Annotated in this window: 39 protein-coding genes; all 39 read right to left on the bottom strand. The window is 47.2% G+C overall.

Going from position 1 to position 23,327, the window contains the following annotated elements; translation table 11 throughout:
• Window positions 1–218 precede the first annotated feature (218 nt).
• The 39 genes from sat to tuf all read right to left on the bottom strand — a co-directional run bounded on the left by sat (window position 219) and on the right by tuf (window position 23,289).
• The gene (sat, locus tag ACLB09_RS25630) at window positions 219–1,388 is read right to left on the bottom strand and encodes a sulfate adenylyltransferase (RefSeq protein WP_410772634.1); all 1,170 of its coding nucleotides are present in this window, start codon (window positions 1,386–1,388) and stop codon (window positions 219–221) included.
• Window positions 1,389–1,425: 37 nt separating this feature from the next.
• Entirely contained in the window at window positions 1,426–2,118 is a 693-nt protein-coding gene (locus tag ACLB09_RS25625; RefSeq protein WP_410772633.1) for a phosphoadenylyl-sulfate reductase, read from the bottom strand.
• 231 nt (window positions 2,119–2,349) lie between these two features.
• On the bottom strand, window positions 2,350–2,742 hold the full coding sequence (rpsI, locus tag ACLB09_RS25620; RefSeq protein ID WP_114498948.1) for a 30S ribosomal protein S9: 393 nt from the start codon (window positions 2,740–2,742) through the stop codon (window positions 2,350–2,352).
• 20 nt (window positions 2,743–2,762) lie between these two features.
• Complete coding sequence (gene rplM, locus ACLB09_RS25615) at window positions 2,763–3,200, bottom strand: 50S ribosomal protein L13 (protein ID WP_410772632.1); 438 nt, start codon at window positions 3,198–3,200, stop codon at window positions 2,763–2,765.
• Between the two features lie 250 nt (window positions 3,201–3,450).
• Window positions 3,451–3,822, bottom strand: a complete 372-nt coding sequence (locus tag ACLB09_RS25610; protein ID WP_410772631.1) for a TFIIB-type zinc ribbon-containing protein — start codon at window positions 3,820–3,822, stop codon at window positions 3,451–3,453.
• A gap of 78 nt (window positions 3,823–3,900) precedes the next feature.
• Window positions 3,901–4,719 (bottom strand): tRNA pseudouridine(38-40) synthase TruA, encoded by an 819-nt coding sequence (truA, locus tag ACLB09_RS25605; protein ID WP_410772630.1) that lies wholly within the window; start codon window positions 4,717–4,719, stop codon window positions 3,901–3,903.
• A 118-nt stretch (window positions 4,720–4,837) separates the two neighbouring features.
• On the bottom strand, window positions 4,838–5,203 hold the full coding sequence (gene rplQ, locus ACLB09_RS25600; RefSeq protein WP_410772629.1) for a 50S ribosomal protein L17: 366 nt from the start codon (window positions 5,201–5,203) through the stop codon (window positions 4,838–4,840).
• 35 nt (window positions 5,204–5,238) lie between these two features.
• Window positions 5,239–6,183 (bottom strand): DNA-directed RNA polymerase subunit alpha, encoded by a 945-nt coding sequence (locus ACLB09_RS25595; protein WP_410772628.1) that lies wholly within the window; start codon window positions 6,181–6,183, stop codon window positions 5,239–5,241.
• A 130-nt stretch (window positions 6,184–6,313) separates the two neighbouring features.
• Window positions 6,314–6,709, bottom strand: coding sequence for a 30S ribosomal protein S11 (rpsK, locus tag ACLB09_RS25590; RefSeq protein ID WP_018753969.1), 396 nt, complete (start codon window positions 6,707–6,709; stop codon window positions 6,314–6,316).
• 19 nt (window positions 6,710–6,728) lie between these two features.
• Window positions 6,729–7,097, bottom strand: a complete 369-nt coding sequence (rpsM, locus tag ACLB09_RS25585) for a 30S ribosomal protein S13 (RefSeq protein WP_410772627.1) — start codon at window positions 7,095–7,097, stop codon at window positions 6,729–6,731.
• Between the two features lie 20 nt (window positions 7,098–7,117).
• Window positions 7,118–7,231, bottom strand: coding sequence for a 50S ribosomal protein L36 (gene rpmJ, locus ACLB09_RS25580; RefSeq protein ID WP_003333770.1), 114 nt, complete (start codon window positions 7,229–7,231; stop codon window positions 7,118–7,120).
• A 192-nt stretch (window positions 7,232–7,423) separates the two neighbouring features.
• Entirely contained in the window at window positions 7,424–7,639 is a 216-nt protein-coding gene (gene infA / locus ACLB09_RS25575) for a translation initiation factor IF-1 (protein ID WP_006676514.1), read from the bottom strand.
• A gap of 2 nt (window positions 7,640–7,641) precedes the next feature.
• On the bottom strand, window positions 7,642–7,956 hold the full coding sequence (locus ACLB09_RS25570; RefSeq protein ID WP_410772626.1) for a hypothetical protein: 315 nt from the start codon (window positions 7,954–7,956) through the stop codon (window positions 7,642–7,644).
• 3 nt (window positions 7,957–7,959) lie between these two features.
• Window positions 7,960–8,712 (bottom strand): type I methionyl aminopeptidase, encoded by a 753-nt coding sequence (gene map, locus ACLB09_RS25565; protein WP_410772625.1) that lies wholly within the window; start codon window positions 8,710–8,712, stop codon window positions 7,960–7,962.
• Between the two features lie 5 nt (window positions 8,713–8,717).
• Entirely contained in the window at window positions 8,718–9,362 is a 645-nt protein-coding gene (locus tag ACLB09_RS25560) for an adenylate kinase (RefSeq protein ID WP_410772624.1), read from the bottom strand.
• Window positions 9,363–9,519: 157 nt separating this feature from the next.
• Window positions 9,520–10,821, bottom strand: a complete 1,302-nt coding sequence (gene secY / locus ACLB09_RS25555) for a preprotein translocase subunit SecY (RefSeq protein WP_410772623.1) — start codon at window positions 10,819–10,821, stop codon at window positions 9,520–9,522.
• Window positions 10,821–11,261: a 50S ribosomal protein L15 gene (gene rplO / locus ACLB09_RS25550; RefSeq protein ID WP_410772622.1), complete on the bottom strand. Its 441-nt coding sequence runs from the start codon at window positions 11,259–11,261 to the stop codon at window positions 10,821–10,823. Before rplO ends, secY begins: the two co-directional genes overlap by 1 nt.
• Before the next feature lie 109 nt (window positions 11,262–11,370).
• Entirely contained in the window at window positions 11,371–11,556 is a 186-nt protein-coding gene (gene rpmD / locus ACLB09_RS25545) for a 50S ribosomal protein L30 (RefSeq protein WP_148458042.1), read from the bottom strand.
• Window positions 11,557–11,568: 12 nt separating this feature from the next.
• Window positions 11,569–12,066, bottom strand: a complete 498-nt coding sequence (gene rpsE, locus ACLB09_RS25540) for a 30S ribosomal protein S5 (RefSeq protein WP_211025591.1) — start codon at window positions 12,064–12,066, stop codon at window positions 11,569–11,571.
• 25 nt (window positions 12,067–12,091) lie between these two features.
• Entirely contained in the window at window positions 12,092–12,460 is a 369-nt protein-coding gene (rplR, locus tag ACLB09_RS25535; protein ID WP_410772621.1) for a 50S ribosomal protein L18, read from the bottom strand.
• Between the two features lie 83 nt (window positions 12,461–12,543).
• Window positions 12,544–13,086: a 50S ribosomal protein L6 gene (gene rplF, locus ACLB09_RS25530; RefSeq protein WP_410772620.1), complete on the bottom strand. Its 543-nt coding sequence runs from the start codon at window positions 13,084–13,086 to the stop codon at window positions 12,544–12,546.
• 30 nt (window positions 13,087–13,116) lie between these two features.
• The gene (gene rpsH, locus ACLB09_RS25525; RefSeq protein ID WP_410772619.1) at window positions 13,117–13,515 is read right to left on the bottom strand and encodes a 30S ribosomal protein S8; all 399 of its coding nucleotides are present in this window, start codon (window positions 13,513–13,515) and stop codon (window positions 13,117–13,119) included.
• Between the two features lie 31 nt (window positions 13,516–13,546).
• Complete coding sequence (locus tag ACLB09_RS25520) at window positions 13,547–13,732, bottom strand: type Z 30S ribosomal protein S14 (RefSeq protein WP_009226651.1); 186 nt, start codon at window positions 13,730–13,732, stop codon at window positions 13,547–13,549.
• Window positions 13,733–13,781: 49 nt separating this feature from the next.
• On the bottom strand, window positions 13,782–14,321 hold the full coding sequence (rplE, locus tag ACLB09_RS25515) for a 50S ribosomal protein L5 (protein ID WP_410772618.1): 540 nt from the start codon (window positions 14,319–14,321) through the stop codon (window positions 13,782–13,784).
• Window positions 14,322–14,354: 33 nt separating this feature from the next.
• Window positions 14,355–14,708, bottom strand: a complete 354-nt coding sequence (gene rplX, locus ACLB09_RS25510) for a 50S ribosomal protein L24 (protein ID WP_410772617.1) — start codon at window positions 14,706–14,708, stop codon at window positions 14,355–14,357.
• A gap of 52 nt (window positions 14,709–14,760) precedes the next feature.
• A complete protein-coding gene (rplN, locus tag ACLB09_RS25505; RefSeq protein WP_091234520.1) occupies window positions 14,761–15,129 on the bottom strand; it encodes a 50S ribosomal protein L14 in 369 nt (122 codons plus the stop codon).
• Between the two features lie 36 nt (window positions 15,130–15,165).
• Complete coding sequence (gene rpsQ, locus ACLB09_RS25500; protein WP_410772616.1) at window positions 15,166–15,432, bottom strand: 30S ribosomal protein S17; 267 nt, start codon at window positions 15,430–15,432, stop codon at window positions 15,166–15,168.
• A 50-nt stretch (window positions 15,433–15,482) separates the two neighbouring features.
• Window positions 15,483–15,683, bottom strand: coding sequence for a 50S ribosomal protein L29 (rpmC, locus tag ACLB09_RS25495; protein ID WP_044482515.1), 201 nt, complete (start codon window positions 15,681–15,683; stop codon window positions 15,483–15,485).
• Window positions 15,673–16,107, bottom strand: coding sequence for a 50S ribosomal protein L16 (rplP, locus tag ACLB09_RS25490; protein WP_059040326.1), 435 nt, complete (start codon window positions 16,105–16,107; stop codon window positions 15,673–15,675). Before rplP ends, rpmC begins: the two co-directional genes overlap by 11 nt.
• Window positions 16,108–16,109: 2 nt before the next feature.
• On the bottom strand, window positions 16,110–16,778 hold the full coding sequence (gene rpsC, locus ACLB09_RS25485) for a 30S ribosomal protein S3 (protein WP_091234511.1): 669 nt from the start codon (window positions 16,776–16,778) through the stop codon (window positions 16,110–16,112).
• Window positions 16,779–16,791: 13 nt separating this feature from the next.
• Window positions 16,792–17,124: a 50S ribosomal protein L22 gene (rplV, locus tag ACLB09_RS25480; protein ID WP_211025575.1), complete on the bottom strand. Its 333-nt coding sequence runs from the start codon at window positions 17,122–17,124 to the stop codon at window positions 16,792–16,794.
• 35 nt (window positions 17,125–17,159) lie between these two features.
• Window positions 17,160–17,438: a 30S ribosomal protein S19 gene (gene rpsS, locus ACLB09_RS25475; protein ID WP_211025573.1), complete on the bottom strand. Its 279-nt coding sequence runs from the start codon at window positions 17,436–17,438 to the stop codon at window positions 17,160–17,162.
• Between the two features lie 76 nt (window positions 17,439–17,514).
• Window positions 17,515–18,345, bottom strand: a complete 831-nt coding sequence (gene rplB / locus ACLB09_RS25470) for a 50S ribosomal protein L2 (protein ID WP_410772615.1) — start codon at window positions 18,343–18,345, stop codon at window positions 17,515–17,517.
• A gap of 27 nt (window positions 18,346–18,372) precedes the next feature.
• Entirely contained in the window at window positions 18,373–18,663 is a 291-nt protein-coding gene (rplW, locus tag ACLB09_RS25465; protein ID WP_216480750.1) for a 50S ribosomal protein L23, read from the bottom strand.
• A complete protein-coding gene (gene rplD / locus ACLB09_RS25460) occupies window positions 18,663–19,286 on the bottom strand; it encodes a 50S ribosomal protein L4 (RefSeq protein ID WP_410772614.1) in 624 nt (207 codons plus the stop codon). Before rplD ends, rplW begins: the two co-directional genes overlap by 1 nt.
• 25 nt (window positions 19,287–19,311) lie before the next feature.
• Complete coding sequence (gene rplC / locus ACLB09_RS25455) at window positions 19,312–19,935, bottom strand: 50S ribosomal protein L3 (RefSeq protein WP_410772613.1); 624 nt, start codon at window positions 19,933–19,935, stop codon at window positions 19,312–19,314.
• Window positions 19,936–19,977: 42 nt separating this feature from the next.
• A complete protein-coding gene (gene rpsJ / locus ACLB09_RS25450) occupies window positions 19,978–20,286 on the bottom strand; it encodes a 30S ribosomal protein S10 (RefSeq protein WP_009226637.1) in 309 nt (102 codons plus the stop codon).
• A gap of 260 nt (window positions 20,287–20,546) precedes the next feature.
• Window positions 20,547–21,890 (bottom strand): protoglobin domain-containing protein, encoded by a 1,344-nt coding sequence (locus ACLB09_RS25445; RefSeq protein ID WP_410772612.1) that lies wholly within the window; start codon window positions 21,888–21,890, stop codon window positions 20,547–20,549.
• 208 nt (window positions 21,891–22,098) lie between these two features.
• The gene (tuf, locus tag ACLB09_RS25440; RefSeq protein WP_410772611.1) at window positions 22,099–23,289 is read right to left on the bottom strand and encodes an elongation factor Tu; all 1,191 of its coding nucleotides are present in this window, start codon (window positions 23,287–23,289) and stop codon (window positions 22,099–22,101) included.
• Window positions 23,290–23,327 lie beyond the last annotated feature (38 nt).

Below are 23,327 nucleotides of genomic sequence, written 5' to 3'. Positions count from 1 at the left end.
AATATGACCGTCAACTTTTGATCACGAAGTAACACAAGAAGTAACTCGACTTCGAATCTTGAATTCAATTGCTCCTAAGCGTATGCTTCCGAAGCATGTTCCCTACGGTAACATTTCAGGTGCTCACGTAGGTTCAGCCTACGCTCCGCTCCTCACTCTCACTTTCATCCAACCTTCTCGGTGCTGAAAAGCTGACTTTGATCACGATAGATCGCGGATTAAATTACAACCTGATGGCTCATGCCCTCGATCAGGACTCTGGCCACTTCCGGACGCGTGAATTCAGGAGGCGGGCAGATCCCTTCGCGGAGTAATCCTCTAACTTTCGTACCGGACAGGGTCATATGATCTTCCTTCGGATGAGGACAGGTCTTGCTGGAAGCCATATTTCCGCACTTCGTGCAGAAGAAGCTGTGTTCGAAAAACAAAGGCGAAATCCCAAGTTCCTCAGCCGTAAAGTTCGAAAAAATCTCCTGCGCTTCATATGTGCCATAGTAATCGCCGACACCGGCATGATCGCGTCCAACGATAAAATGGGTACATCCGTAATTTTTCCGCACCATGGCATGGAAAATCGCCTCTCTCGGACCTGCGTACCGCATAGCGGCAGGAAACACGCCCAGGAAAGTACGATCCTTCGGATAATAATTTTCCAAAAGAACCAGATAGCTCTTCATTCTCACGTCGGCGGGTACGTCATCGGATTTGGTCTCTCCGACCAGCGGATTGAGAAATAATCCGTCGACGATTTCAAGCGCGCTCTTCTGGATATATTCATGAGCCCGATGAACCGGATTGCGGGTCTGGAAGCCGACAACGCTTTTCCAGCCTTTCTCGGCAAAAATACGGCGGGTCACTGCAGGATCAAAATAAAACTCACCGAACCGTTCAGGATTTGGACGGTTTAGCACCGTAACCTCTCCGCCCACATAAATGGGAGAACGCTCGTAAAGTTTCTTAACCCCCGGATGCTCTTCATCATCCGTTTTAAAGACGTTAATCGCCTCTTCCTTCTGATCTACCGTATAGATACTTCCCACATTCAGCAAACCGTATATAATCCCATCCTGTTCACCAACCAGCGCCACCTTCTCGCCGATGGCTAAAGTCTGCGAATCTTCCTCGCTCACGGACAACGTGATCGGGATGCTCCATACGGTGCCGTCAGCCAGACGCATGCGTTGCACTACCGACCGATAGTCTTCCTCGTTCAAAAATCCCGTTAACGGCGAGAATGCCCCTACTCCGATCAAATCCAAATCAGATATAGCCCAAGTACTGATTTTAACGGATTGCAGTTCCTTGGCCTCCGCCAACAAACGCTCTCGTTCCACGCCGGTCGCCAGTCGGTTTACCAGGCTGCCGCCATGCGGTAAAATTGCCGTCATTATCATCTCTCCTTATTCCTAAAACTGATTAGCGTGATTATTTATGAAGTCCGCACTCCGTCTTCTCGGAACCGGCCCAACGTCCGGCTCGAGGGTCTTCGCCCGGCATTACCTGACGAGTGCAGTACTCGCAGCCGATACTCGGATAATTACGGTCATGCAGCGGATTATAGATGACATCATTCTCGTGGATATAATTCCAGACATCTTCATTACTCCAATTCGCCAATGGATTAAATTTCACCAACCCGAATTTGGCGTCATACTCGATTTTTTTGGCATTTGCCCGCGTCGGTGCCTGATCTCGGCGAATTCCGGTAATCCATGCTTCATATTGGGACAAGATCCGGGTTAACGGTTCGACTTTCCGGATGTTACAGCAGGCATTAGGATCCGATTTCCATAGTTCCTCTCCATGCCGAATCGCTTGCTCTTCCGGTGAAATGACCGGAGAAACGCGGACAAAATCGAGTTCATAACGGGCTACTAAAGCATCACGGGTTTCGTAGGTTTCTTTGAAATGAAAATCCGTATCCAGATAAAAAATATCCGTGGAGGGACTTACTTTTTGCAGCATATCCACCAGGACAACATCCTCTGCCCCGAAGCTGCACGCAAAAGTAATATTAGGAAACGTTTCAACAGCCCATGCAATGATCTGTTCCGGAGTAGCCGATTCCAGTTCCTCGGCTTTGGTCTGAATCAAATTTTCTTTCTCCAGCAAATTCATCTTTTTCGCCCCTTTGCTTGTATAAATAATGTAATAATGCCTATTTCCAACAACAAATACCGACTAAACTTATATGATTTATAGTTTAAAGTATAGGGCATTCTCTCCATAAGTCAACAAAAAAGACCCAACTTTCTTCCGGAAAGTGGGGTCTTTTTATCAAAAAAAATAAAAGCCCTTGACCAATAAAGGCCAAGGGCTGCAATTCCAGCTGCAAACGCAAAAGGAATATTAACGTTTCGAGAACTGTGGCGCGCGACGAGCGGCTTTGAGACCGTATTTCTTACGTTCTTTCATCCGTGGGTCACGAGTCAAGAATCCTGCTTTTTTGAGCGAAGGACGGAATTCTGGGTCTGCTTTGAGCAATGCACGGGAAATCCCGTGGCGGATTGCGCCAGCTTGACCGGAGATACCGCCGCCATGAGCGATTACGATTACATCGTAGCTGCCCAGCGTCTCAGTCAAAGTCAGAGGTTGTTTAACGATCAGTTTGAGGGTTTCCAAACCGAAATATTCATTAATATCGCGTTTATTGATGACAATGCGTCCTTCACCCGGTACAAGGCGAACACGAGCTACCGAATGTTTACGACGACCTGTCCCATAGTATTGTACTTGTGCCATGAAACTGTCCTCCCTTTTAATTATCCGCGAAGTTCGTAAACTTCAGGTTTTTGTGCTGCATGTGGATGCTCTGTGCCGGCATAGACTTTCAGTCTAAGCTTCATTTTCTCGCCTTGACGAGTTTTTGGCAGCATGCCGTGTACAGCGGACTCGATTACACGTTCTGGTTTTGTTTTCAAAAGATCCTTAGCAACTGTCACTTTCAAGCCGCCTGGATGCAGGGAGTGACGATAGTATTTCTTGTTATCCAGCTTTTTACCAGTCAAAACAATTTTCTCAGCATTGATGACAACAACAAAGTCGCCGCCGTCAACGTGTGGAGTGAATTGTGGTTTGTGTTTGCCGCGGATCAGAGCAGCGGCTTCGCTTGCCAAACGGCCCAGCGTTTTGCCTTCGGCATCGATGATATGCCAGTTGCGCTCAACTTCGCTTGGCTTCGCCATATAGGTGGTACGCATGAAAAGATCCTCCTTCATTCTCGTTCGAAATGGTTCATGGATGCGTAAAAACGATCTGGCCTTCGGGTTCCTTGACCGCTTCTCGCCATTTATGTTACATCGTTTTTATATGCCTGATTAGTGTTGCGTATTGCACGGTTATGCGGTTTTCTCAACTGGGGGCTGTGGGATAGCCGTTAAGAAAACACAACTTTTATTCTACAGGATGGGGATTACTTGTGCAAGTCTTTTTTGGGCTGAAATGCAAAGTTTAATCAAAAAGATCTCCGAACACATCAAGAACGGATTTCTTCTTCTTGTGTTTATGGTGCCCTTGGGGATACCCCTGGTTATAGCCTTGCTGCTGCACCCTCGGATCATAGTTTTGCTGAGGGCGGGCAGATCCATATTGGGGATCCGGATTTCGATATTCCTTCTCTTTCCGATCATATGCCTGTCCGCCGTCGTCATGGCCATCGTACCACTCATTAAACGCCGGCCGAATCTGCCGGATCTCGCTCATCAGCTTCTCCAGTTCACCACGGTCCAACCAAACGCCTTTACAATCCGGACAAACATCAATCAATACGCCATCCTTCTCGACTTCTCTCATACGAACATCATTACAAACGGGACACTTCATTGGGTATTCGCCCTCCTAAGGTTCTCATTAATGTTTATTTGCTTTGTTTTGTTACGTATGAAAGCTCAGACGGTTTCGCTAAAAAGACATATCTTGAGATATTTTTGTGATATTCGGTATTTCCGGAACCTCATCGTACTCAACTCTCCACAGCATAAGCCCCTTGCTTTCAGCGGTAGGACCTGCGGCAGCACGATCTTTGGCCTCCAATATCGTTTTCATATCCTCCGGAGCCCGCTTACCCTCGCCTACCTGCAGCAATGTACCCACAATAATTCTCACCATATGCTGAAGAAAGCCGTTTCCCGTTACATAGATGTGTATAATCCCTTGCTCGTGTGTACCGGCTCCTTCCGTTTCACAATCCACCTCAATTCTTGCCTCATAGATCGTTCTAATATGGCTTTGTTTGGTGGAATGGCGGGAAGCGAACGAAGTATAATCATGCGTGCCGATTAAATAAGCCAATCCCTCACGCATCGCCTGTACATCAAGCGATCCTGGATGATGCAATTGAAACTGACGATAGAACACATCAAAAACTCTATTCCCGTTAATGGAGTACCGGTAGGTTTTCCGTTTGGCATAACGTCTGGAATGAAACTCCAGCGGCACCTCCACCGCATCGGTGATCCGGATATCGGAAGGAAGGCGCCCGTTCAGCGCATGACGCCATCTCTCCATCGGAATTTGCGAAGACGTCTGAAAGTGGAAGGTTTGACCGCGGGCATGCACCCCGGCATCGGTTCTTCCGGACCCGTGGATCTTCACTTTCTCCCCCGTCAACTGAGATATCACGGTTTCTAGATGATCTTGAACCGTATTGCCCCCTGGTTGCGTTTGAAAGCCGAAATAGTGAGTCCCATCATAACTGATGGTCATCAGCAGATTGCGCATATTGTTGCCCTCCTTCCTACAAGCCGGATTAGTGTCCACAATAGAAAAACTCTCCTTAGCTAAGCCAAAGCGGCGAGCCGTCAGAGAGTTTTACTGTGGTGGGGAAATCCCCTGTAAATTAAGCCCGGTCTACCAGTTCCAAGTAAACCATAGGGGCAGAGTCGCCGCGGCGTGGTCCCAGTTTCAGGATACGAGTGTATCCGCCTGGACGCTCGGAATAGCGGGTAGCCAGCTCCGAGAACAGCTTTTGGATTGCGTCAGTTTCACCATCGATAGATTCGCGGCGAACATAAGCAGCAACTTGACGACGGGCATGCAGATCTCCGCGTTTTGCTTTGGTGATCAGCTTTTCAGCGATAGAACGAACTTCTTTCGCTTTTGCCTCAGTCGTTTGGATGCGTTCGTATAAGAACAGGTCCGTTACCAGATCACGGAACAAAGCTTTACGCGCACTGGAATCGCGGCCCAACTTTTGGTATGCCATGAGTTTTCCCTCCTTCGCTAGAACGATTAAGCAGTCTATTCTTCCGTACGTAGGCCCAAACCAAGCTCTTCGAGCTTCTCTTGCACTTCTTCCAAAGATTTGCGTCCGAGGTTACGGACTTTCATCATATCTTCTTCAGTTTTGGTAGTGAGCTCTTGTACCGTGTTGATACCGGCACGTTTGAGGCAGTTATAGGAACGGACGGAGAGATCGAGCTCTTCAATCGTCATTTCAAGCACTTTCTCTTTTTTGTCTTCTTCCTTCTCGACCATGATTTCTGCGTCCTTCGCTTCATCCGTGAGTCCCACGAAGAGGAAGAGATGCTCGGTGAGAATCTTAGCACCAAGACTAACCGCTTCTTCAGGTCTAATGCTGCCATCGGTCCATACTTCAAGCGTCAGCTTGTCATAATTGGTCACTTGGCCAACACGTGTATTCTCTACAACGTAATTGACGCGAGCAATCGGGGTATAGATCGAGTCGACGGGAATGACACCAATTGGTTGATCATCTCGTTTGTTCTTATCTGCCTGAACATAACCACGACCACGACCGGCATAGATGCGCATATGAAGTCTGGAACCAGGTTCAAGCGTAGCGATATGCAAATCCGGATTCAGGATTTCCACGTCGCTGTCGGCACGGATATCGCCTGCAGTGATGACGCCTTCGCCTTCCGCATCGATTTCGAGAATTTTCTCTTCATCGGAGTGGATTTTGAGCGAAAGAGCCTTCAGATTCAGGATGATCTCCGTAACGTCTTCCATTACACCCGGAATGGTCGCGAATTCATGCAGAACACCATCGATTTGGACCGAGGTTACCGCAGCACCCGGAAGAGAAGAGAGCAAAATCCGGCGAAGCGAGTTGCCCAGTGTGGTGCCATATCCACGCTCAAGTGGTTCTACTACAAATTTCCCATAGGTGCCTTCATCGTTAACTTCTACGGTCTCGATTTTCGGCTTTTCGATTTCTATCACGAAATTACCCCTCCTTCAAAACGTCGTTCCTTGGAAACTGTCATGTTTTCTGAAGTCTATCATGTAGTATGCCTAAACAACCATTGTTACCAATATATGATGTTGTTATACCACACTAGAGGCGGCTTCGTTATACACGACGGCGTTTCGGAGGACGGCAACCGTTATGAGGAATTGGAGTCACGTCTTTTATCATGTTAACTTCAAGGCCTGCAGCTTGCAAGGAGCGGATAGCGGCTTCACGACCGGCTCCAGGACCTTTAACCATAACCTCGACGCTCTTCATACCATGTTCCATAGCTGCTTTTGCAGCGGATTCCGCAGCCATTTGAGCGGCAAACGGAGTGGATTTACGGGAACCTTTGAATCCAAGACCGCCGGAGCTGGCCCAGGAAATTGCGTTACCGTGCGGATCCGTAATTGTAACGATCGTGTTGTTGAAGGTGGAGCGGATATGTGCCACGCCAGATTCAATATTTTTGCGGTCACGACGTTTAGTACGTACGACTTTTTTTGGTTTAGCCATTGTCTGTTATCCCCCCTTCTTATTTCTTCTTGTTCGCTACAGTACGACGAGGACCCTTACGAGTACGGGCATTCGTTTTAGTACGTTGTCCGCGAACCGGCAATCCACGACGATGACGAACACCGCGGTAGCAGCCGATTTCAATCAAACGTTTAATATTTAAGGAAATTTCACGACGCAGGTCGCCTTCAACCTTGACCGTTTTGTCGATCGTTTCGCGTAGTTTGCTAACCTCATCTTCCGTCAAATCACGAACACGAGTGTCCGGACTGATGCCTGTTTCCGACAGGATTTTCTGAGAAGTCGTTTTACCGATTCCGAAAATGTAAGTTAAGGCGATCTCAACGCGTTTATCACGTGGCAAATCCACACCAGCTATACGTGCCATTTTACGCTACACCCCCTTCTTTAACCTTGTTTTTGTTTGTGCTTCGGATTTTCGCAAATCACCATGACATTGCCTTTGCGACGAATGACTTTGCATTTTTCGCAAATCGGCTTTACAGAAGGTCTTACCTTCATGTTGATTACCTCCTAAAAGTTTTACGGATGTAAAACTGACTTCGAGAGCATATGCTAAGTTTTGCGAAGCAAAACTCTCTTCGTAAGGATGACTATGAACTAAGTTTTACGAATGTAAAACGAACTTCTGAACATCTTAAATTACTCAACCTGAATATAATAACACATATTCGTTCCAAATGGTATTGGAATCTATTTACGATAAGTAATACGACCTTTACTAAGATCATATGGCGACAATTGAACAACCACTTTGTCTCCCGTCAGGATCCGGATAAAGTGCATCCGCAATTTCCCGGAAACATGCGCGAGAATTTGATGACCGTTCTCAAGCTCTACTCTAAAAGTAGCATTCGGCAACGGCTCGATGACCGTACCTTCGACCTCAATAACATCTTCCTTGGCCACTGTCATTCTCCTTTCTCTTCGGCGTTTGAGTTGGCGGATTCCATATATACGTTAACCGCATAGCGCAGTTTTCCGTTCGTTACCCGGCCGCTTTCTTGCAAACTGTGAACTACTTCGCTGCTGATCATCGACTGAAGCTCAAGATGCTGTATATTTTTCCGTTTAGGCTGGTCAAACTTTCGTTTGTCTCCATCCGCGATAAGTGCGAATTTTTCATCCACAATACCGATGATCACATAAACGGCGCCAGCGTCTCTTCCTTTTAAGGCTTTCACGATTTGGCCGACTTGCGGCTCTGCAGGGTGCTTCACCTTCATCACCTACGCATCCAATGTCGTGAAAATTTCTAAACCGTCCGGAGTAACCGCCACGGTATGCTCGAAATGAGCGCACAGTGAGCCGTCAACCGTAACGACAGTCCAATCATCTTCCAGCGTTCTAACGTACCGCTTGCCGGCGTTTACCATCGGCTCGATCGCCAGCACCATGCCGGGTTTCAGCCGCGGCCCACGATCCGGTGTGCCGTAGTTAGGAATTTGCGGTTCTTCATGCAGCTCCGTGCCTATGCCGTGACCGACATATTCGCGAACCACCGAGAATCCCGCGTCCTCGATAAACTGCTGGATCGCATGCGAAATGGTGTACAAGCGTACATCTGGTTTGACGAGTGCAAGGCCAGCATAGAGCGATCCTTCAGTGACTTCCAGAAGCCGCTTGGCTTCATCGGAAATCGTACCCACCGGATACGTCCATGCCGAATCACCGTGATAACCGCGGTATTCGGCGCCAATGTCAAGGGTGATGATGTCGCCTTCGTTCAATTTGCGTTTGCCGGGAAATCCATGTACCAATTCTTCGTTGACCGAAGCGCAAATGCTGTAAGGAAAACCGTTATAACCTTTGAAAGACGGCACAGCGTTTTGACTGCGAATGAACTTGTCGGCGATTTGATCGAGTTCCCCCGTCGTAATTCCAGGCTCAATCGATTGTGCTATGAGTCTGTGCGTTTCCGCAACGATTCGCCCTGCTTCTCTCATAAAGCCTAGTTCACTTTCGGATTTACAAATGATCATTACACCTAACCTCGCAGTATGGATACGATCTCTTTTGAAACCGTTCCGATTTCCTGTTCACCATCTACTTGACGCAGCAGGCCCTTATCTTCATAGAACGTGAGGAGAGGTGCCGTTTTGTTGATATATTCGTCCAGCCGTGTTCCTACGCTCTCTTCGTTATCGTCGGAGCGCTGGTACAGTTCGCCGCCGCACTTATCACAAACACCTTCCTGAACAGGAGGATTAAAGATCACATGATAAGTAGATCCGCAAGACTTGCAAATACGACGTCCTGTGAGACGCGCCAACAGCTTGTTACGATCTACCTTCAGGTTGATGACATGATCCAGTCCTTTACCTAATCCGCTTAACAGATCTTCCAGCGCTTCCGCTTGCGAAAGGGTTCTTGGAAAACCGTCCAATAAAAAACCATTTTCGCAATCGGACTGCTGCAGACGCTCGCGGACGATACCGACCGTTACATCATCAGGCACCAGAAGCCCTTGATCCATGTATTCCTTCGCCTTGATCCCTACAGGAGTTCCCTGTTTGATCGCCAGACGGAACGCATCACCGGTGGAGATGTGTGGAATGCCGAATTCGTTTACGATGACCTCTGCTTGTGTTCCTTTTCCTGCTCCAGGAGGTCCCATGAATAGAATGTTCATGTCTATCACTCCCTCCAAACTTGACTGCATGAAGATGTTCAAAAAGTCATCTTTTTCCTTGCTGCTGAAAAACCGACTTTTTGATCTTTCATTATAGGAAACAGAACAATAGGCGCCAGGTGAGTTCAACTTCGAGCTCGTCCCTGGAACCTATCGCTTACTTATTGATGAAGCCTTTGTAGTGGCGTTTGATCAATTGGCTTTCGATCGTCTTCATCGTGTCCAGTGCAACGCCGATCACGATCAGAATCGAAGTACCCCCGATTTGAACGCTTCGAGGCAAGTTAGCCAAAGCACCAAGGCCAATTGGAAGAATAGAAATTACCGCAAGGAAAAGCGCGCCTGTCATGGTCAAACGGGTAAGCACCCGAGTGAGATAAGTAGCCGTTGTTTTCCCTGGACGAATCCCCGGAATGTATCCGCCGTTCTTCTTCATGTTGTCGGCCATCTGCTGTGGATTCATCTGTACGAATGTATAGAAGAACGTAAAGCCGATGATCATCAGCACATAAAGCACCATACCGAGTGGACGGTCATGGGACAAGTTGTTGCTGATCCACTGCGCCCAAGTATGCGTCGACCAGAAGCTGGCGATAACAACCGGGAACTGTAGGAGCGAAACTGCGAAGATGACTGGAATAACACCCGCTGCGTTAATCTTGAGCGGAATATGGGTATTTTGTCCACCGTACATTTTGTTGCCTACGACTCGTTTGGCATATTGAACCGGAATTTTCCGGATCGCCTGTTGAATGTAGATAACGCCGATGACGATAAGGACGAGTACCAATATAATCGCTATCGATTTCACCACGTTCATGAAGGTTTGACCTTCCACGATGAACTCGGATTTCGAAATGGTTTGAATATAGGATGGAATTGCAGCAACGATCCCGGCAAAGATAATCAGCGAAATCCCGTTGCCGATCCCTTTTTCCGTAATCTGCTCACCCAGCCACATCAAGAACGACGTACCTGCCGTCAGAACAATCGCAATTACCAGATAGTCCGCAAAGCTGGCGTTAGGCACCATCTCTACGTTGTACATCCGGTTAAAACCGACCGATGTCGCAAACGCCTGGATAATTGCCAAAATAACCGTTCCGTACCGTGTAACCTGGGCCATCTTCTTCTTACCGTGCTCTCCTTGCTTAGCCCATTCCGCAAATTTAGGAATTACATCCATAGAGAGCAGTTGAACAATAATGGACGCCGTGATGTACGGCATAATCCCGAGCGCAAAGATCGAGAAGTTCTTGAGAGCGCCGCCCGAGAAGGTATTCAGAAACCCGAACAAATCGTTTGCAGCACTGTTGTTCACAGATTCAAATACCGAAGTATCAACACCCGGAACCGGAACGAAGGAACCGATCCGGTAGATAATGAAAATGAACAACGTGAAGAGAATACGGTTGCGCAGGTCCTGAACGTGCCAAATGTTCTTAATGGTTTTAAACATTAGATCACCTCGGTTTTACCGCCGGCAGCCTCGATTTTCTCTACCGCAGATTGGGAGAACTTATTCGCTTTAACTGTCAGTTTGACAGTAACTTCACCGTTGCCGAGAATCTTGATTCCGCTCTTAGCGTTCTTCACGATTCCTTGTTCAAACAACAGTTCAGGAGTTACTTCCGTATCCACCGCAAAGCTGTTAAGTTCCTCGATGTTCACAATCGCGTACTCTTTCCGCGTAGGATTCGTAAATCCGCGTTTTGGCAAGCGACGATACAACGGGTTTTGTCCGCCTTCGAAGCCCGGACGAACACCACCGCCGGAACGAGCGTTTTGACCTTTGTGACCACGCGTAGATGTTTTACCCATACCGCTACCTGTACCACGGCCAACGCGTTTGCGTTCTTGGCGGGAACCAGGAGCTGGGGAAAGCTCATGTAACTTCATCGTTCGTTGCACCTCCTTATTTATTGTTGGCATTTGAGCATCCCGATAATCCGGCTTTCGGATTATCTAGGGTTCGCTCAATGCGACGATTCGTAGCTAGTGCAAGGGATTATTCGGCGATTTCTTGAACCGAAACCAAGTGGCTTACTTGATTAACCATGCCGCGAATGGCAGGATTATCGTTGTGAACCACGGATTGGTTAATTTTGCGAAGTCCCAAAGTTTTCACGGTAGTACGTTGGTTCTCCGGACGACCGATCAAACTACGCACGAGGGTAATTTGCAGTTTAGCCATGAGATTCCCTCCTTAACCGAGAAGTTCTTCGACGGATTTACCGCGTAATTTCGCAACATCCTCAGCGCGTTTCAGACGGGACAAGCCCTCCAAAGTCGCATTGACCATGTTGATGGAATTCGAAGAACCTAGAGATTTTGTCAAAATGTCGCCAACGCCAGCAAGTTCGAGTACCGCACGAACAGGACCGCCAGCGATTACCCCGGTACCTTCGGATGCCGGTTTCAGAAGCACACGGCCAGCACCGAAATGACCAACTACTTGGTGAGGGATCGACGTTCCTACGAGTGGAACATGCACAAGATTTTTCTTAGCATCTTCAATTCCTTTGCGGATCGCATCAGGAACTTCGCCTGCTTTACCGATACCGGCGCCAACCCAGCCTTTGCCGTCGCCGACAACCACGAGTGCGCTGAAGCTAAAACGGCGTCCGCCTTTAACTACTTTAGCTACGCGGTTAATATTTACAACTCTTTCAGTCAGTTCTAAAGTGTTCGGATCTACACGCAAGTCGTTAACCTCCTTTTAAAATATTTTAGAATTCAAGGCCTGCTTCACGCGCTGCATCAGCCAACGCTTGAATCCGTCCATGGTACAAGTAACCACCGCGGTCGAATACAATGCCTTTTACGCCTTTATCTTGGGCGCGTTTTGCGATCAGTTCACCGACTTTACGTGCAGATTCCACGTTGCCGCCGTTGCCGATTTCGCTGCTCAATTCTTTGTCGATGGTCGAAGCGGATACGATCGTAACGCCAGCTACATCGTCGATCAGTTGAGCATAGATATGTTTGGAAGAACGGTATACGTTAAGTCTTGGACGTTCAGCCGTTCCTTGGATTTTTTTCCGTACACGCAAATGTCTTTTCAGACGGGCTTTATTTTTATCGCCTTTTGTAATCATGACTTCCATTTCACTCCCTTCGGTTTACCTTCACAAGCCGTTCACTTCAAGACGCCAGGAGGATTAGCCCGCTAAGAAGAGGTTTATTTCTTCTTACCGGCTTTACCTTCCTTACGAATAATGCGTTCGCCTTCGTACTTAATCCCTTTGCCTTTGTAAGGCTCTGGAGCACGTACGGAGCGGATTTTTGCAGCATATTCGCCTACGCGTTCTTTGTTAATCCCACTCACGATGATCTTCGTATTTGTAGGAACTTCGAATGCGATTCCCGGCTCCGGAGTGATTTCAACCGGATGGGAGTAGCCTACGTTCAGAACCAGTTTTTCGCCGGATTTGCTTGCGCGGTATCCGACACCAACCAGCTCAAGGGATCTCGAGAACCCTTCAGTTACTCCGCTTACCATGTTGCTCACTACACTGCGAGTTGTGCCGTGCAGGGAACGATGCAATTTGTTATCAGAAGGACGTTCAACGAGGATTTGGTTGTCTTCAACCGAAACCTTCATATCCTTGTGAAGTTCACGGGTCAAAGTGCCTTTAGGGCCTTTCACCGTAATGACGCTATTATCAAGTGTGATATCCACACCACTTGGTACTGTAATTGGTTTGCGACCAATACGAGACATTTGCTGCACCTCCTTGTTTTGTGACGTTAATTACCAAACGTAGCAGACAACTTCGCCGCCGGCTTTCGCCTGACGAGCTTCTTTATCGGTCATAACTCCCTTGGAAGTGGAGATAATCGCGATACCCAAACCGCCGAGGACACGAGGAACTTCGTTACTCTTCGTGTACACGCGAAGGCCTGGCTTACTGATTCTTTTCAAACCAGTGATGACGCGTTCGCTGTTGGAACCGTATTTCAGGAAAATACGGATGATCCCTTGTTTGTTATCATCGATATATTCTGCATCACGGATAAAACCTTCACGCTTCAAAATCTCAGCGATTTGTTTCTTGATCGTGGACGCAGGCATTTCTACTGTTTCGTGGCGAACCGTGTTCGCGTTACGAATACGAGTTAGCATATCTGCAATTGGATCTGACATAGTCATACGTGTAAACCTCCTTCCCGTTGTTGATGGATTACCAGCTTGCTTTTTTCACGCCAGGAATCTGGCCTTTATAAGCTAATTCACGGAAGCAAATTCTGCAAATTTTGTATTTTTGCAATACCGAATGTGGACGACCACAACGCTCGCAACGGGTGTAAGCCCGTACTTTGAATTTCGGAGTGCGTTGTTGTTTAACTTTCATCGAAGTTTTTGCCACTTAGCCTGACACCTCCTAAATAGTTTCGGAGAAAAGAAACGAATCGTTCTTACTTCGCAAATGGCATTCCGAGACCGGCCAGCAGTTCGCGGGACTCTTCGTCGGATTTAGCCGTAGTTACGATAACGATATCCATACCGCGCACTTTATCTACCTTGTCATACTCGATTTCAGGGAAGATCAGTTGTTCCTTGAGACCAAGTGTATAGTTACCGCGTCCGTCGAATGCTTTCGTCGATACGCCGTGGAAGTCACGGACACGCGGAAGCGTTACGTTGAACAGTTTGTCGAGGAAATGGTACATGCGCTCGCCGCGAAGAGTAACCTTCACACCGATCGGCATGTTCTCACGGAGTTTGAAACCTGCGATAGATTTCTTGGCGCGAGTGATAACCGGTTTTTGTCCGGAGATCAATTGCATGTCACTCACTGCAGAGTCCAATACTTTCGAGTTTGCTACTGCGTCACCTACACCCATGTTGATGACAACTTTCTCGATTTTTGGCACTTGCATTACCGTTGTATAGTTGAATTTTTGAATCAAAGCAGGTGTTACTTCATTCAAAAAGCGTTCTTTCAATCTTGCCATGAATCATGTACCTCCTTTCTTTACATTCCTGGATTAATCGATTATTTCACCGGATTTTTTAGCAACACGAACTTTTTTACCGTTGTCCAATACTTTGTAACCGATACGAGTTACTTTTCCGCTCTTTGGATCAACATGCATAACGTTCGATACGTGAATCGGAGCTTCTTTCTCGATGATGCCGCCTTGCGGGTTCAGCTGATTAGGTTTTTGATGTTTCTTAACCATGTTCACGCCTTCTACCAACACACGGTTCTCACGAGGATAAGCGGCGATGACGCGGCCTTTTTTGCCTTTGTCTTTACCGGAGATCACGATGACTGTATCGTCTTTTTTGACGTGCAGCTTGTTGTTATGGGATTCCAGAACTTTTTTCAGTCTAGGCATTCTTTACACCTCCTGTTTCGTCGGCTTATTGACCAATCCCTCTCGGGATGAATTAGATAACTTCCGGAGCCAAGGAAACGATTTTCATGAAATCTCTGTCGCGAAGTTCGCGAGCGACTGGTCCGAAAATACGAGTACCGCGCGGGCTCTTGTCATCCTTAACTACAACCGCTGCGTTCTCGTCGAATGCGATGTAAGAACCGTCTTTACGGCGAACCGAACGTTTCGTACGAACGACAACCGCTTTGACTACATCACCTTTTTTGACAACGCCGCCTGGTGTTGCTTGTTTCACAGAACAAACGATCAAATCACCGATTTGCGCTGTGCGACGACCGGTACCGCCCAGAACGCGGATACACATCAATTCCTTCGCGCCGGAGTTGTCCGCAACATGCAAACGTGTAAATGGTTGAATCATGGATATGTCCTCCTTTCAGTCTAAGCTTCCCTGCTATTAGATAATAACCGCTTTTTCAACGACTTCAACGAGTCTCCAGCGTTTGTCTTTAGACAGTGGACGAGTTTCAGTGATCTTTACAGTGTCACCGATTTTCGCAGTGTTATTTTCATCATGCGCTTTAAATTTTTTCGTGTATTTAATGCGCTTGTGGTACAAGTCATGCTTTTTGTACGTTTCAACAGCTACAACAATAGTTTTATCCATTTTGTCGCTGACGACTTTACCAATTTGCACTTTACGGTTATTACGTTCTTCGCTCATGGTTAGCCTCCTTCCTGGACTTAGGCGCTTCGCATACGCGGTGCGCTTTCTTAACTAATGATCCCGAGTTCTCTTTCACGTAAAACGGTTTTAGCACGAGCTATTTCCTTACGCACGTCACGGATCCGAGTCGGGTTATCAAGCTGGCCGGTAGCCAATTGAAAACGGAGGTTAAAGAGTTCTTCTTTAAATCCTGCGACTTTTTGTTCAATCTCAGCAGTGGTTAAGTTGCGAAGTTCATTAGCTTTCATTTGCTTCACCACCCAATTCTTCACGTTTCACAAACTTCGTTTTGATCGGCAGTTTGTGGGCGGCAAGACGCATAGCTTCACGCGCGATTTCCTCCGATACACCGGCAAGCTCAAACATGATTTTGCCCGGTTTCACAACTGCGACCCATTTTTCTACGTTACCTTTACCGCTACCCATCCGCACCTCAAGAGGCTTTTGAGTAATCGGCTTATCAGGGAAAATTTTGATCCATACTTTACCGCCCCGTTTGATGTAACGCGTCATTGCAATACGCGCCGCTTCAATTTGACGGTTAGTGATCCAAGTTGGCTCAAGAGCTTGCAGGCCGTATTCACCGAAGTTCAATTCAGTGCCGCCTTTAGCTTGGCCTCTCATATTACCGCGCTGTTGCTTGCGGTGTTTAACACGTTTAGGTACCAACATGATTAGTTGCCTCCTTCCTGAGCAGCTTGTTGTTTCTTAGCCGTAGGAAGAACCTCTCCACGATAGATCCATACTTTTACGCCGATACGTCCATAAGTCGTATGAGCTTCTGCCGTACCGTAGTCGATGTCGGCGCGGAGCGTATGAAGTGGAACAGTTCCTTCACTGTAGCCTTCCGAACGAGCAATTTCAGCACCGCCAAGACGACCGCTGACTGCTGTTTTAATCCCTTTCGCTCCCGAACGCATAGTTCTTTGAATCGCTTGTTTGAGCGCACGACGGAAAGAAACGCGACGTTCCAGTTGTTGTGCGATGCTCTCAGCGACCAGAATCGCGTCAAGATCAGGGTGTTTGATTTCAGAGATGTTGATGTGAACTTTTTTGCCGCCTGCGATTTTAGTGATTTCGTTGCGCAGGTTTTCAACCTCGGATCCACCTTTACCAATAACCATACCAGGTTTGGCAGTATGAATCGTTACGTTCACGCGGTTAGCCGCTCTCTCGATTTCAATACGAGATACTGCGGAGTCTTTCAGTTTATTTTTCAGGTGTTCACGAATTTTAACGTCTTCAAGCAAAAGATCACCGAAATCTTTGCCTGCGTACCATTTGGATTCCCAATCACGGATAATCCCTACTCGTAATCCGACCGGATTTACCTTTTGGCCCACACGTTTTCCCTCCTTATTTTTCGGATACCACCAATGTAATGTGGCTGGTGCGTTTGTTGATCCGGCTTGCGCGTCCCATTGCACGAGGACGGAAACGTTTCATAGTCGGACCTTGGTTTACGTAAGCTTGCGAAATAACCAATTTATTTACATCCAGAGAATAGTTATGTTCAGCATTGGCAATCGCCGAGTTCAAAAGCTTCTCCACAACCGGGGAAGCCGCCTTTGGAGTATGGCGGAGAATCGCGATCGCTTCGCCAACTTGCTTGCCGCGGATCAAGTCAACAACGAGTTGAACTTTCCGTGGAGCAATGCGGATAGACCTTGCATGTGCTTTTGCTTCCATGTGTGTTACCTCCTCTCAAACGAAGAACTTATCGATTAACGTCTCGTTTTCTTATCGTCGTCCGTATGACCTTTGTAGGTACGGGTTGGAGCAAACTCGCCCAGTTTATGTCCGACCATATCCTCGGTTACATATACCGGAACATGCTTGCGGCCGTCATATACGCCGAACGTGTGGCCAATGAATTGCGGGAAGATTGTAGAACGACGGGACCATGTTTTGATCACGACTTTCTTGTTCGAACCGTTCACTTCTTCCACTTTCTTGAGCAGGTATCCATCGATAAATGGCCCTTTTTTAAGACTGCGACTCATTTCTTTATCCTCCCTTCATTACGCTGCTTGTTTCGATCTTTCATCCACTACCGTGAAGTGATCCGCAAAGTGCGGATTACTTCGTGCGGCGGCGAACGATATATTTATCAGACGCTTTGTCTTTTTTACGCGTTTTGTAGCCAAGGGTTGGTTTGCCCCAAGGAGACAATGGCGATTTACGACCGATCGGAGCGCGACCTTCACCACCACCGTGTGGGTGATCGTTAGGGTTCATGACGACACCGCGTACTTCAGGACGTTGTCCCAGCCAGCGGCTGCGGCCTGCTTTACCGATCTTCACGAGCTCGTGGTCTCCGTTGCCTACTGCGCCGATAGTAGCGCGGCAAACCTTGAGAACTTTACGAACTTCGCCGGAAGACAGGCGGATCGTTACATATTTTTCTTCTTTACCCAGCAATTGTGCTTCAGTACCGGCTGCGCGAACGAGTTGTCCACCTTTGCCTGGCTTAAGCTCAATGTTGTGGATAACTGTACCTACAGGAATGTTTTCGAGTGGCATTGCGTTTCCGATTTTGATGTCGGAACCCACGCCGGATTCGATCACGTCGCCCACTTTCAGGCCTTTAGGAGCCAGAATGTAGCGTTTTTCACCGTCGGCATAATGGATCAAAGCGATGTTGGAAGTCCGGTTCGGGTCGTACTCGATCGTAGCAACTTTGCCAGGAATTCCGTCTTTGTTCCGTTTGAAGTCGATAATGCGGTATTTACGCTTATGTCCGCCGCCATGGTGACGAACCGTAATTTTACCTTGGTTGTTGCGTCCTGCAGTTTTGCTCAGAGGCGCAAGCAAAGATTTCTCCGGCTGATCCGTTGTGATTTCTTCGAATGTCGACACGGACATGCCGCGTCTTGCCGGGGATGTCGGTTTATACTTTTTAATAGGCACTAGATTTCCCTCCTTACTTTAACGATTTTATACCGATTCAAAGAACTCAAGCGGTTTGCTGCCTTCCGCCAAAGTAACGAACGCTTTCTTCCATTCCGGAGTGTATCCGAAGTGGCGTCCGTAACGTTTTGGTTTAGCAGGAACACGCAGGGTATTCACATTGCTCACTTTTACATTGAAGATCGCTTCTACAGCTTTTTTGATTTCGGTTTTGTTGGCTTTGATATCCACTTCGAACACATATTTCAGATCGTTCATGTAATCAGCCGTACGTTCCGTAATCACCGGGCGCTTGATAATATCACGAGGATCTTTCATTACGCGAGCACCTCCTCTACCTTCTGAACTGCTTCCTTCGTAATGATCAGTTTGTCGTGCGTCAGCACGTCAAGAACATTAATGCCGTCAGCTGCAACGAATTTCACGCCTGGAATGTTACGAGCGGAAAGCGCTACGTTGTCGTCATAAGAAGGAGCTACAACAAGTGCTTTGCGATCCACTTTCAGGTTGTTCAGAATCGCTGCGAATTCTTTCGTCTTAGGAGCGCTCAGTGTCAATGCATCAAGTACGATGATATCCTGATCGATCACTTTAGAAGACAAAGCCGATTTAATCGCCAAACGACGTACTTTCTTCGGCAATTTATAGGAATAGCTACGTGGAGTTGGTCCGAAAACCACACCGCCGCCTACCCATTGCGGGGAGCGAATGGAGCCTTGACGAGCACGGCCCGTTCCTTTTTGTTTCCAAGGTTTACGGCCGCCGCCACGAACTTCGGAGCGTCCTTTTACTTTATGGGTACCGAAACGCAGGGAAGCGCGTTGCATAACAACCGCATCATGAAGAACGTGTACGTTCGGTTCGATACCGAATACCGCATCATTCAATTCCACTTCGCCCACTTGGCTACCGCTAATATTAAAGAGTGCTACTTTTGGCATTTTTGTTCCTCCTTTCCTTCGTCAATTATTTCTTGATTGTTTGTTTAATTTTCACAAAGCTGTTTTTAGGACCCGGAATCGAGCCTTTAACGAGCAGAACATTACGTTCAGCATCCACTCTAACCACTTCAAGGTTTTGAATGGTAACCGTTTCGCTACCCATGTGTCCTGGAAGGCGTTTGCCTTTAGGAACGCGGTTCGCTTGGATGGAACCCATGGAACCCGGTCTGCGATGGTAACGGGAACCGTGCGCCATAGGGCCGCGGCTTTGTCCCCAACGTTTGATATTACCTTGGAAACCTTTACCTTTAGAAATACCAGTTACGTCAACAAATTCGCCTTCTGCAAAAATATCAACTTTGACCTCTTGGCCAACTTCATATCCTGCAAGTTCAACATTGCGAATTTCGCGAACGTAGCGCTTAGGCGTTGTGTTAGCCTTCTTGGCATGGCCAGCTTCAGGCTTGTTGGATCTGGATTCTTTCTTATCGGAGTAACCGATTTGAACGGCTTCGTATCCGTCGTTCTCCAGGTCTTTCTTCTGCAGAACTACGTTCCCGCCAGCCTCGATAACCGTTACAGGAATTACATTCCCTTCCGGAGTAAATACTTGAGTCATTCCGAGTTTTTTCCCTAAGATACCTTTCATGTTGACACCTCTTTTCCTTTCCTATTCCATTGCTTAATGGGATTACAATTTAATTTCGATATCTACACCGGACGGCAGGTCCAAGCGCATCAAGGCATCCACAGTTTGTGGAGTCGGATTAACAATGTCGATCAGACGCTTGTGCGTCCGTTGTTCGAATTGTTCCCGCGAATCCTTGTACTTGTGTACCGCACGGAGAATAGTAATTACTTGTTTCTCGGTTGGCAGCGGAATCGGCCCGGATACACCAGCACCCGAACGTTTTGCTGTTTCAACGATTTTCTCTGCGGATTGATCAAGAATTCTGTGGTCGTAAGCTTTCAAACGAATACGAATTTTTTGCTTTGCCATTTTAGTCCCTCCTTCTATCGCCCAATTTGGTATCGGACATACTCCGTGAAAATTTTCTGACCACTCTCCCATGGCAAAGGGGCCGGGTGTGTCAGTAACCTCTCACATCATCGCAACGTCACAGAACAACATTCATTATTATATAGAAAAGCCGGGCGCTTTGCAAGCCTTTAAACAAAAGTTTTTGAAGCGGATGTTCTTTCCAACAATATAAACAAAAACGGCGTAATTCCGGGGGGAACTACACCGTTTATCTTCTATTATAAATTCATGGAAACGCGGTTCAAACGCTCCGCGGACTCGGCAACTATAGCCGTGGATGATCCGATCCCTTCTATTGTAGTTATCAGTTCGCGGATTTGTTCTTCTAATAATACGATATCTTCTGCGCTATTCTTCATCGAATTTAAAATGTGGATGAACATGTTCCCGCTTTCTTGCGATTGCACTTCCCCTTGTTCCGCTAATCCCCGGACTTCTTCAATCGCACGGACGACCCGCGCCGATATCTCGGCCGAATGAGAAACGAGACCTGCAATCTGAACCACCGTGCTTTTGGCTTCTTCCGACAACTTGTTCACTTCGCGGGCAACAACAGCAAACCCCAAACCGTGTTCTCCGGCTCTTGCCGCTTCAATCGATGCATTCAATGAAAGAAGTTTAATACGGCTTGCGATTTCTTCTACGGCACTTACAACCTTTTGGATTTGCGATGATGATTGGCCAAGCTCTTTGACCGATTCTTCCATGGAACTGGTCTTCTCATGAATGCCGCCAATGTGCTGCTGCAAGATTTGGAGAATGTCTCTACCTTCCTCAGCATGTTCCCTTGTGTTTGAAGCAGTTTCCGAAGAATGCTGGATTGCGCGGCTCACCTCATTGCTGCTGGATACCAGTTCTTCGACGGCTGCATTGGTCGCCAGACTTAAATCTTCGAGCTCCTCACTAAAAATCGTGATCTTACTCTTCAACTCATTTTTTACGAGCTCATATTGCTCTTCTTTCTCACGGATATTCTCCTTTTCGTAGGCTTCCAATACCAGCTGCTGTTCAAGATTTAGCAGTTTAGTCGTTGTCCGCACCATTTGCAAAAGGAGTTGCTCATCCTTGACTTCCTGATATATCGTTTGCAAAAATGCATTCTGCAGATTCTGAAAAGCGGAAAGATACCATTTGGGCTCAAGCCCGACGCGCTTATGAACCTTAGCGATTCTTAGACGCTTCATGATAAATTCTTGATCCACGTTCCCGCTGAACATATCAAGCAAATGTTCCCTCAAGGTTTGCTTCAGTTTTTCAACCGTGCTGTGCTTCTTAATGATTTCTTCCAATTTGGATACATCGAGTACAGACTGGTAAAAAGAATTCACAATCCAGTCGATCCGTCTAGAGATCATCGGTCGCATATGATGCAGGAGTTGAACGTCCCCTTCATGAAAATCAATCATCCTCAATTGTTCATTAATCTCGGTCTCTCCGTCAATGACAAGCTTGCTTTCGTCCCGTACCCATTCCGGTTTGATTTCTGGAGTAGAAAAGCTGTGATGGTTGGTTTGCTTAGTTGGGGATGATGGGTGGCCTAAAAAAGAAAAGGGGCATTTCATCGGATATTTATCCTCTCCTTGGGAATTCTGATGATCTTCTTAATGAGAGAATTATAACTGTGATAAAAATCACTGTAAAGTGAATTTTCTACATTATTCGACATATTTCCTATAGTTTTTGTCGAATTTAGCAATTTAATTTACACTTATATACTAATAAAGATCCGTTCCCTAAGGAACGGATCTTTTAAGCAAGTAAATGCTTATATTATTTGCTGATTGTTACAACAGCGCCGGATCCAACTGTACGGCCGCCTTCACGAATGGAGAAACGAGTTCCTTCTTCGATAGCGATCGGGTTGATCAGTTGAACGGTAACTTCGATGTTGTCGCCAGGCATAACCATTTCAGTACCTTCTGGCAGGTTGATAACACCTGTTACGTCAGTTGTACGGAAATAGAATTGTGGACGGTAGCCAGTGAAGAAAGGCTTATGACGTCCGCCTTCTTCTTTAGTCAAAACGTATACTTGAGCGGAGAACTCAGTATGCGGATTAACGGAAGCCGGTTTAGCCAATACTTGGCCGCGTTCGATTTGAGCACGGTCTACACCGCGGAGCAATGCGCCGATGTTGTCGCCCGCTTCAGCGGAATCGAGCAATTTACGGAACATTTCTACGCCGGTAACAACCGATTTCTTAGTTTCTTCGCGGATACCCACGATTTCGATTTCGTCGCCGACTTTAACAGTACCGCGTTCTACACGACCTGTAGCAACAGTACCACGGCCAGTGATCGAGAACACGTCTTCGACAGGCATCAGGAACGGTTTGTCCACTGGACGCTCTGGAAGCGGAATGTATTCGTCGATGATTTCGAACATTTCAACGATTTTCTTAGCCCAGTCGCCATCAGGGTTTTGAAGGGCTTCACGAGCGGAACCTTGGATGATTGGAGTATCATCGCCAGGGAATTCGTATTCGTTAAGCAGGTCGCGAACTTCCATTTCAACGAGTTCGATCAGTTCAGCGTCTTCAACCATGTCGCATTTGTTCAAGAATACGACGATGTAAGGAACGCCTACGTTACGGGACAACAGGATGTGCTCGCGAGTTTGCGGCATTGGGCCGTCAGCTGCGGATACAACCAAGATCGCTCCGTCCATTTGTGCAGCGCCAGTGATCATGTTTTTAACATAGTCGGCGTGCCCTGGGCAGTCAACGTGTGCATAGTGACGGTTGTTTGTTTCATACTCAACGTGAGCCGTCGAGATAGTGATACCGCGTTCGCGCTCTTCTGGAGCTTTGTCGATTTGGTCGAATGCTACAGCAGCACCGCCGTATGTTTTGGACAATACAGTCGTGATGGCTGCAGTCAGAGTTGTTTTACCATGGTCAACGTGACCGATTGTACCGATGTTAACATGCGGTTTTGTACGTTCGTATTTAGCCTTTGCCATTTTAAACATTTCCTCCTTAAAATATGGATTGTTATGTT

It is taken from the genome of Fontibacillus forbon, from assembly GCF_046559655.1.
Lineage (GTDB): Bacteria > Bacillota > Bacilli > Paenibacillales > Paenibacillaceae > Fontibacillus.
The sequence above is the reverse complement of the archived record's forward strand: the minus strand, read 5'-3'. Positions and strand labels throughout refer to the sequence as shown.

Bases quoted from the DNA above. Each gene is read 5' to 3' on its own strand.
- rpsK (WP_018753969.1), bottom strand. From the start codon at position 6,709: ATGGCTAAACCAAAAAAAGTCGTACGTACTAAACGTCGTGACCGCAAA.
- truA (WP_410772630.1), bottom strand. From the start codon at position 4,719: ATGCGCAATCTGCTGATGACCATCAGTTATGATGGGACTCACTATTTC.
- tuf (WP_410772611.1), bottom strand. From the start codon at position 23,289: ATGGCAAAGGCTAAATACGAACGTACAAAACCGCATGTTAACATCGGT.
- ACLB09_RS25445 (WP_410772612.1), bottom strand. From the start codon at position 21,890: ATGAAATGCCCCTTTTCTTTTTTAGGCCACCCATCATCCCCAACTAAG.
- rplD (WP_410772614.1), bottom strand. From the start codon at position 19,286: ATGCCAAAAGTAGCACTCTTTAATATTAGCGGTAGCCAAGTGGGCGAA.
- rpsM (WP_410772627.1), bottom strand. From the start codon at position 7,097: ATGGCACGTATAGCTGGTGTGGATTTGCCACGTGATAAACGCGTTGAG.
- rplQ (WP_410772629.1), bottom strand. From the start codon at position 5,203: ATGGCATACCAAAAGTTGGGCCGCGATTCCAGTGCGCGTAAAGCTTTG.
- rplM (WP_410772632.1), bottom strand. From the start codon at position 3,200: ATGCGTACCACCTATATGGCGAAGCCAAGCGAAGTTGAGCGCAACTGG.
- ACLB09_RS25570 (WP_410772626.1), bottom strand. From the start codon at position 7,956: ATGAAGGTGAAGCACCCTGCAGAGCCGCAAGTCGGCCAAATCGTGAAA.
- secY (WP_410772623.1), bottom strand. From the start codon at position 10,821: ATGTTTAAAACCATTAAGAACATTTGGCACGTTCAGGACCTGCGCAAC.
- rplW (WP_216480750.1), bottom strand. From the start codon at position 18,663: ATGAAAGATCCTCGTGATATTATCAAGCGCCCGGTGATTACGGAACGT.
- ACLB09_RS25610 (WP_410772631.1), bottom strand. From the start codon at position 3,822: ATGAAGTGTCCCGTTTGTAATGATGTTCGTATGAGAGAAGTCGAGAAG.
- rplF (WP_410772620.1), bottom strand. From the start codon at position 13,086: ATGTCTCGTATTGGTCGCAAACCAATTACAGTACCAAGTGGTGTGGAT.
- rpmJ (WP_003333770.1), bottom strand. From the start codon at position 7,231: ATGAAGGTAAGACCTTCTGTAAAGCCGATTTGCGAAAAATGCAAAGTC.
- rpsH (WP_410772619.1), bottom strand. From the start codon at position 13,515: ATGACTATGTCAGATCCAATTGCAGATATGCTAACTCGTATTCGTAAC.
- rpsQ (WP_410772616.1), bottom strand. From the start codon at position 15,432: ATGAGCGAAGAACGTAATAACCGTAAAGTGCAAATTGGTAAAGTCGTC.
- map (WP_410772625.1), bottom strand. From the start codon at position 8,712: ATGATCATTTGTAAATCCGAAAGTGAACTAGGCTTTATGAGAGAAGCA.
- rplC (WP_410772613.1), bottom strand. From the start codon at position 19,935: ATGAAAGGTATCTTAGGGAAAAAACTCGGAATGACTCAAGTATTTACT.
- rplE (WP_410772618.1), bottom strand. From the start codon at position 14,321: ATGGCAAGATTGAAAGAACGCTTTTTGAATGAAGTAACACCTGCTTTG.
- ACLB09_RS25625 (WP_410772633.1), bottom strand. From the start codon at position 2,118: ATGAATTTGCTGGAGAAAGAAAATTTGATTCAGACCAAAGCCGAGGAA.
- ACLB09_RS25560 (WP_410772624.1), bottom strand. From the start codon at position 9,362: ATGAACATTCTATTCATGGGACCTCCTGGAGCAGGAAAAGGAACACAA.
- rplX (WP_410772617.1), bottom strand. From the start codon at position 14,708: ATGCCTAGACTGAAAAAAGTTCTGGAATCCCATAACAACAAGCTGCAC.
- rpsI (WP_114498948.1), bottom strand. From the start codon at position 2,742: ATGGCACAAGTACAATACTATGGGACAGGTCGTCGTAAACATTCGGTA.
- rpmC (WP_044482515.1), bottom strand. From the start codon at position 15,683: ATGAAAGCTAATGAACTTCGCAACTTAACCACTGCTGAGATTGAACAA.
- rplO (WP_410772622.1), bottom strand. From the start codon at position 11,261: ATGAAGTTACATGAGCTTTCCCCAGCTCCTGGTTCCCGCCAAGAACGC.
- rpsJ (WP_009226637.1), bottom strand. From the start codon at position 20,286: ATGGCAAAGCAAAAAATTCGTATTCGTTTGAAAGCTTACGACCACAGA.
- rplV (WP_211025575.1), bottom strand. From the start codon at position 17,124: ATGGAAGCAAAAGCACATGCAAGGTCTATCCGCATTGCTCCACGGAAA.
- rpsS (WP_211025573.1), bottom strand. From the start codon at position 17,438: ATGAGTCGCAGTCTTAAAAAAGGGCCATTTATCGATGGATACCTGCTC.
- sat (WP_410772634.1), bottom strand. From the start codon at position 1,388: ATGACGGCAATTTTACCGCATGGCGGCAGCCTGGTAAACCGACTGGCG.
- rplR (WP_410772621.1), bottom strand. From the start codon at position 12,460: ATGATTACAAAAGGCGATAAAAATAAAGCCCGTCTGAAAAGACATTTG.
- rpmD (WP_148458042.1), bottom strand. From the start codon at position 11,556: ATGGCTAAACTGCAAATTACCCTCGTGCGTAGTTTGATCGGTCGTCCG.
- rplP (WP_059040326.1), bottom strand. From the start codon at position 16,107: ATGTTGGTACCTAAACGTGTTAAACACCGCAAGCAACAGCGCGGTAAT.
- rplN (WP_091234520.1), bottom strand. From the start codon at position 15,129: ATGATTCAACCATTTACACGTTTGCATGTTGCGGACAACTCCGGCGCG.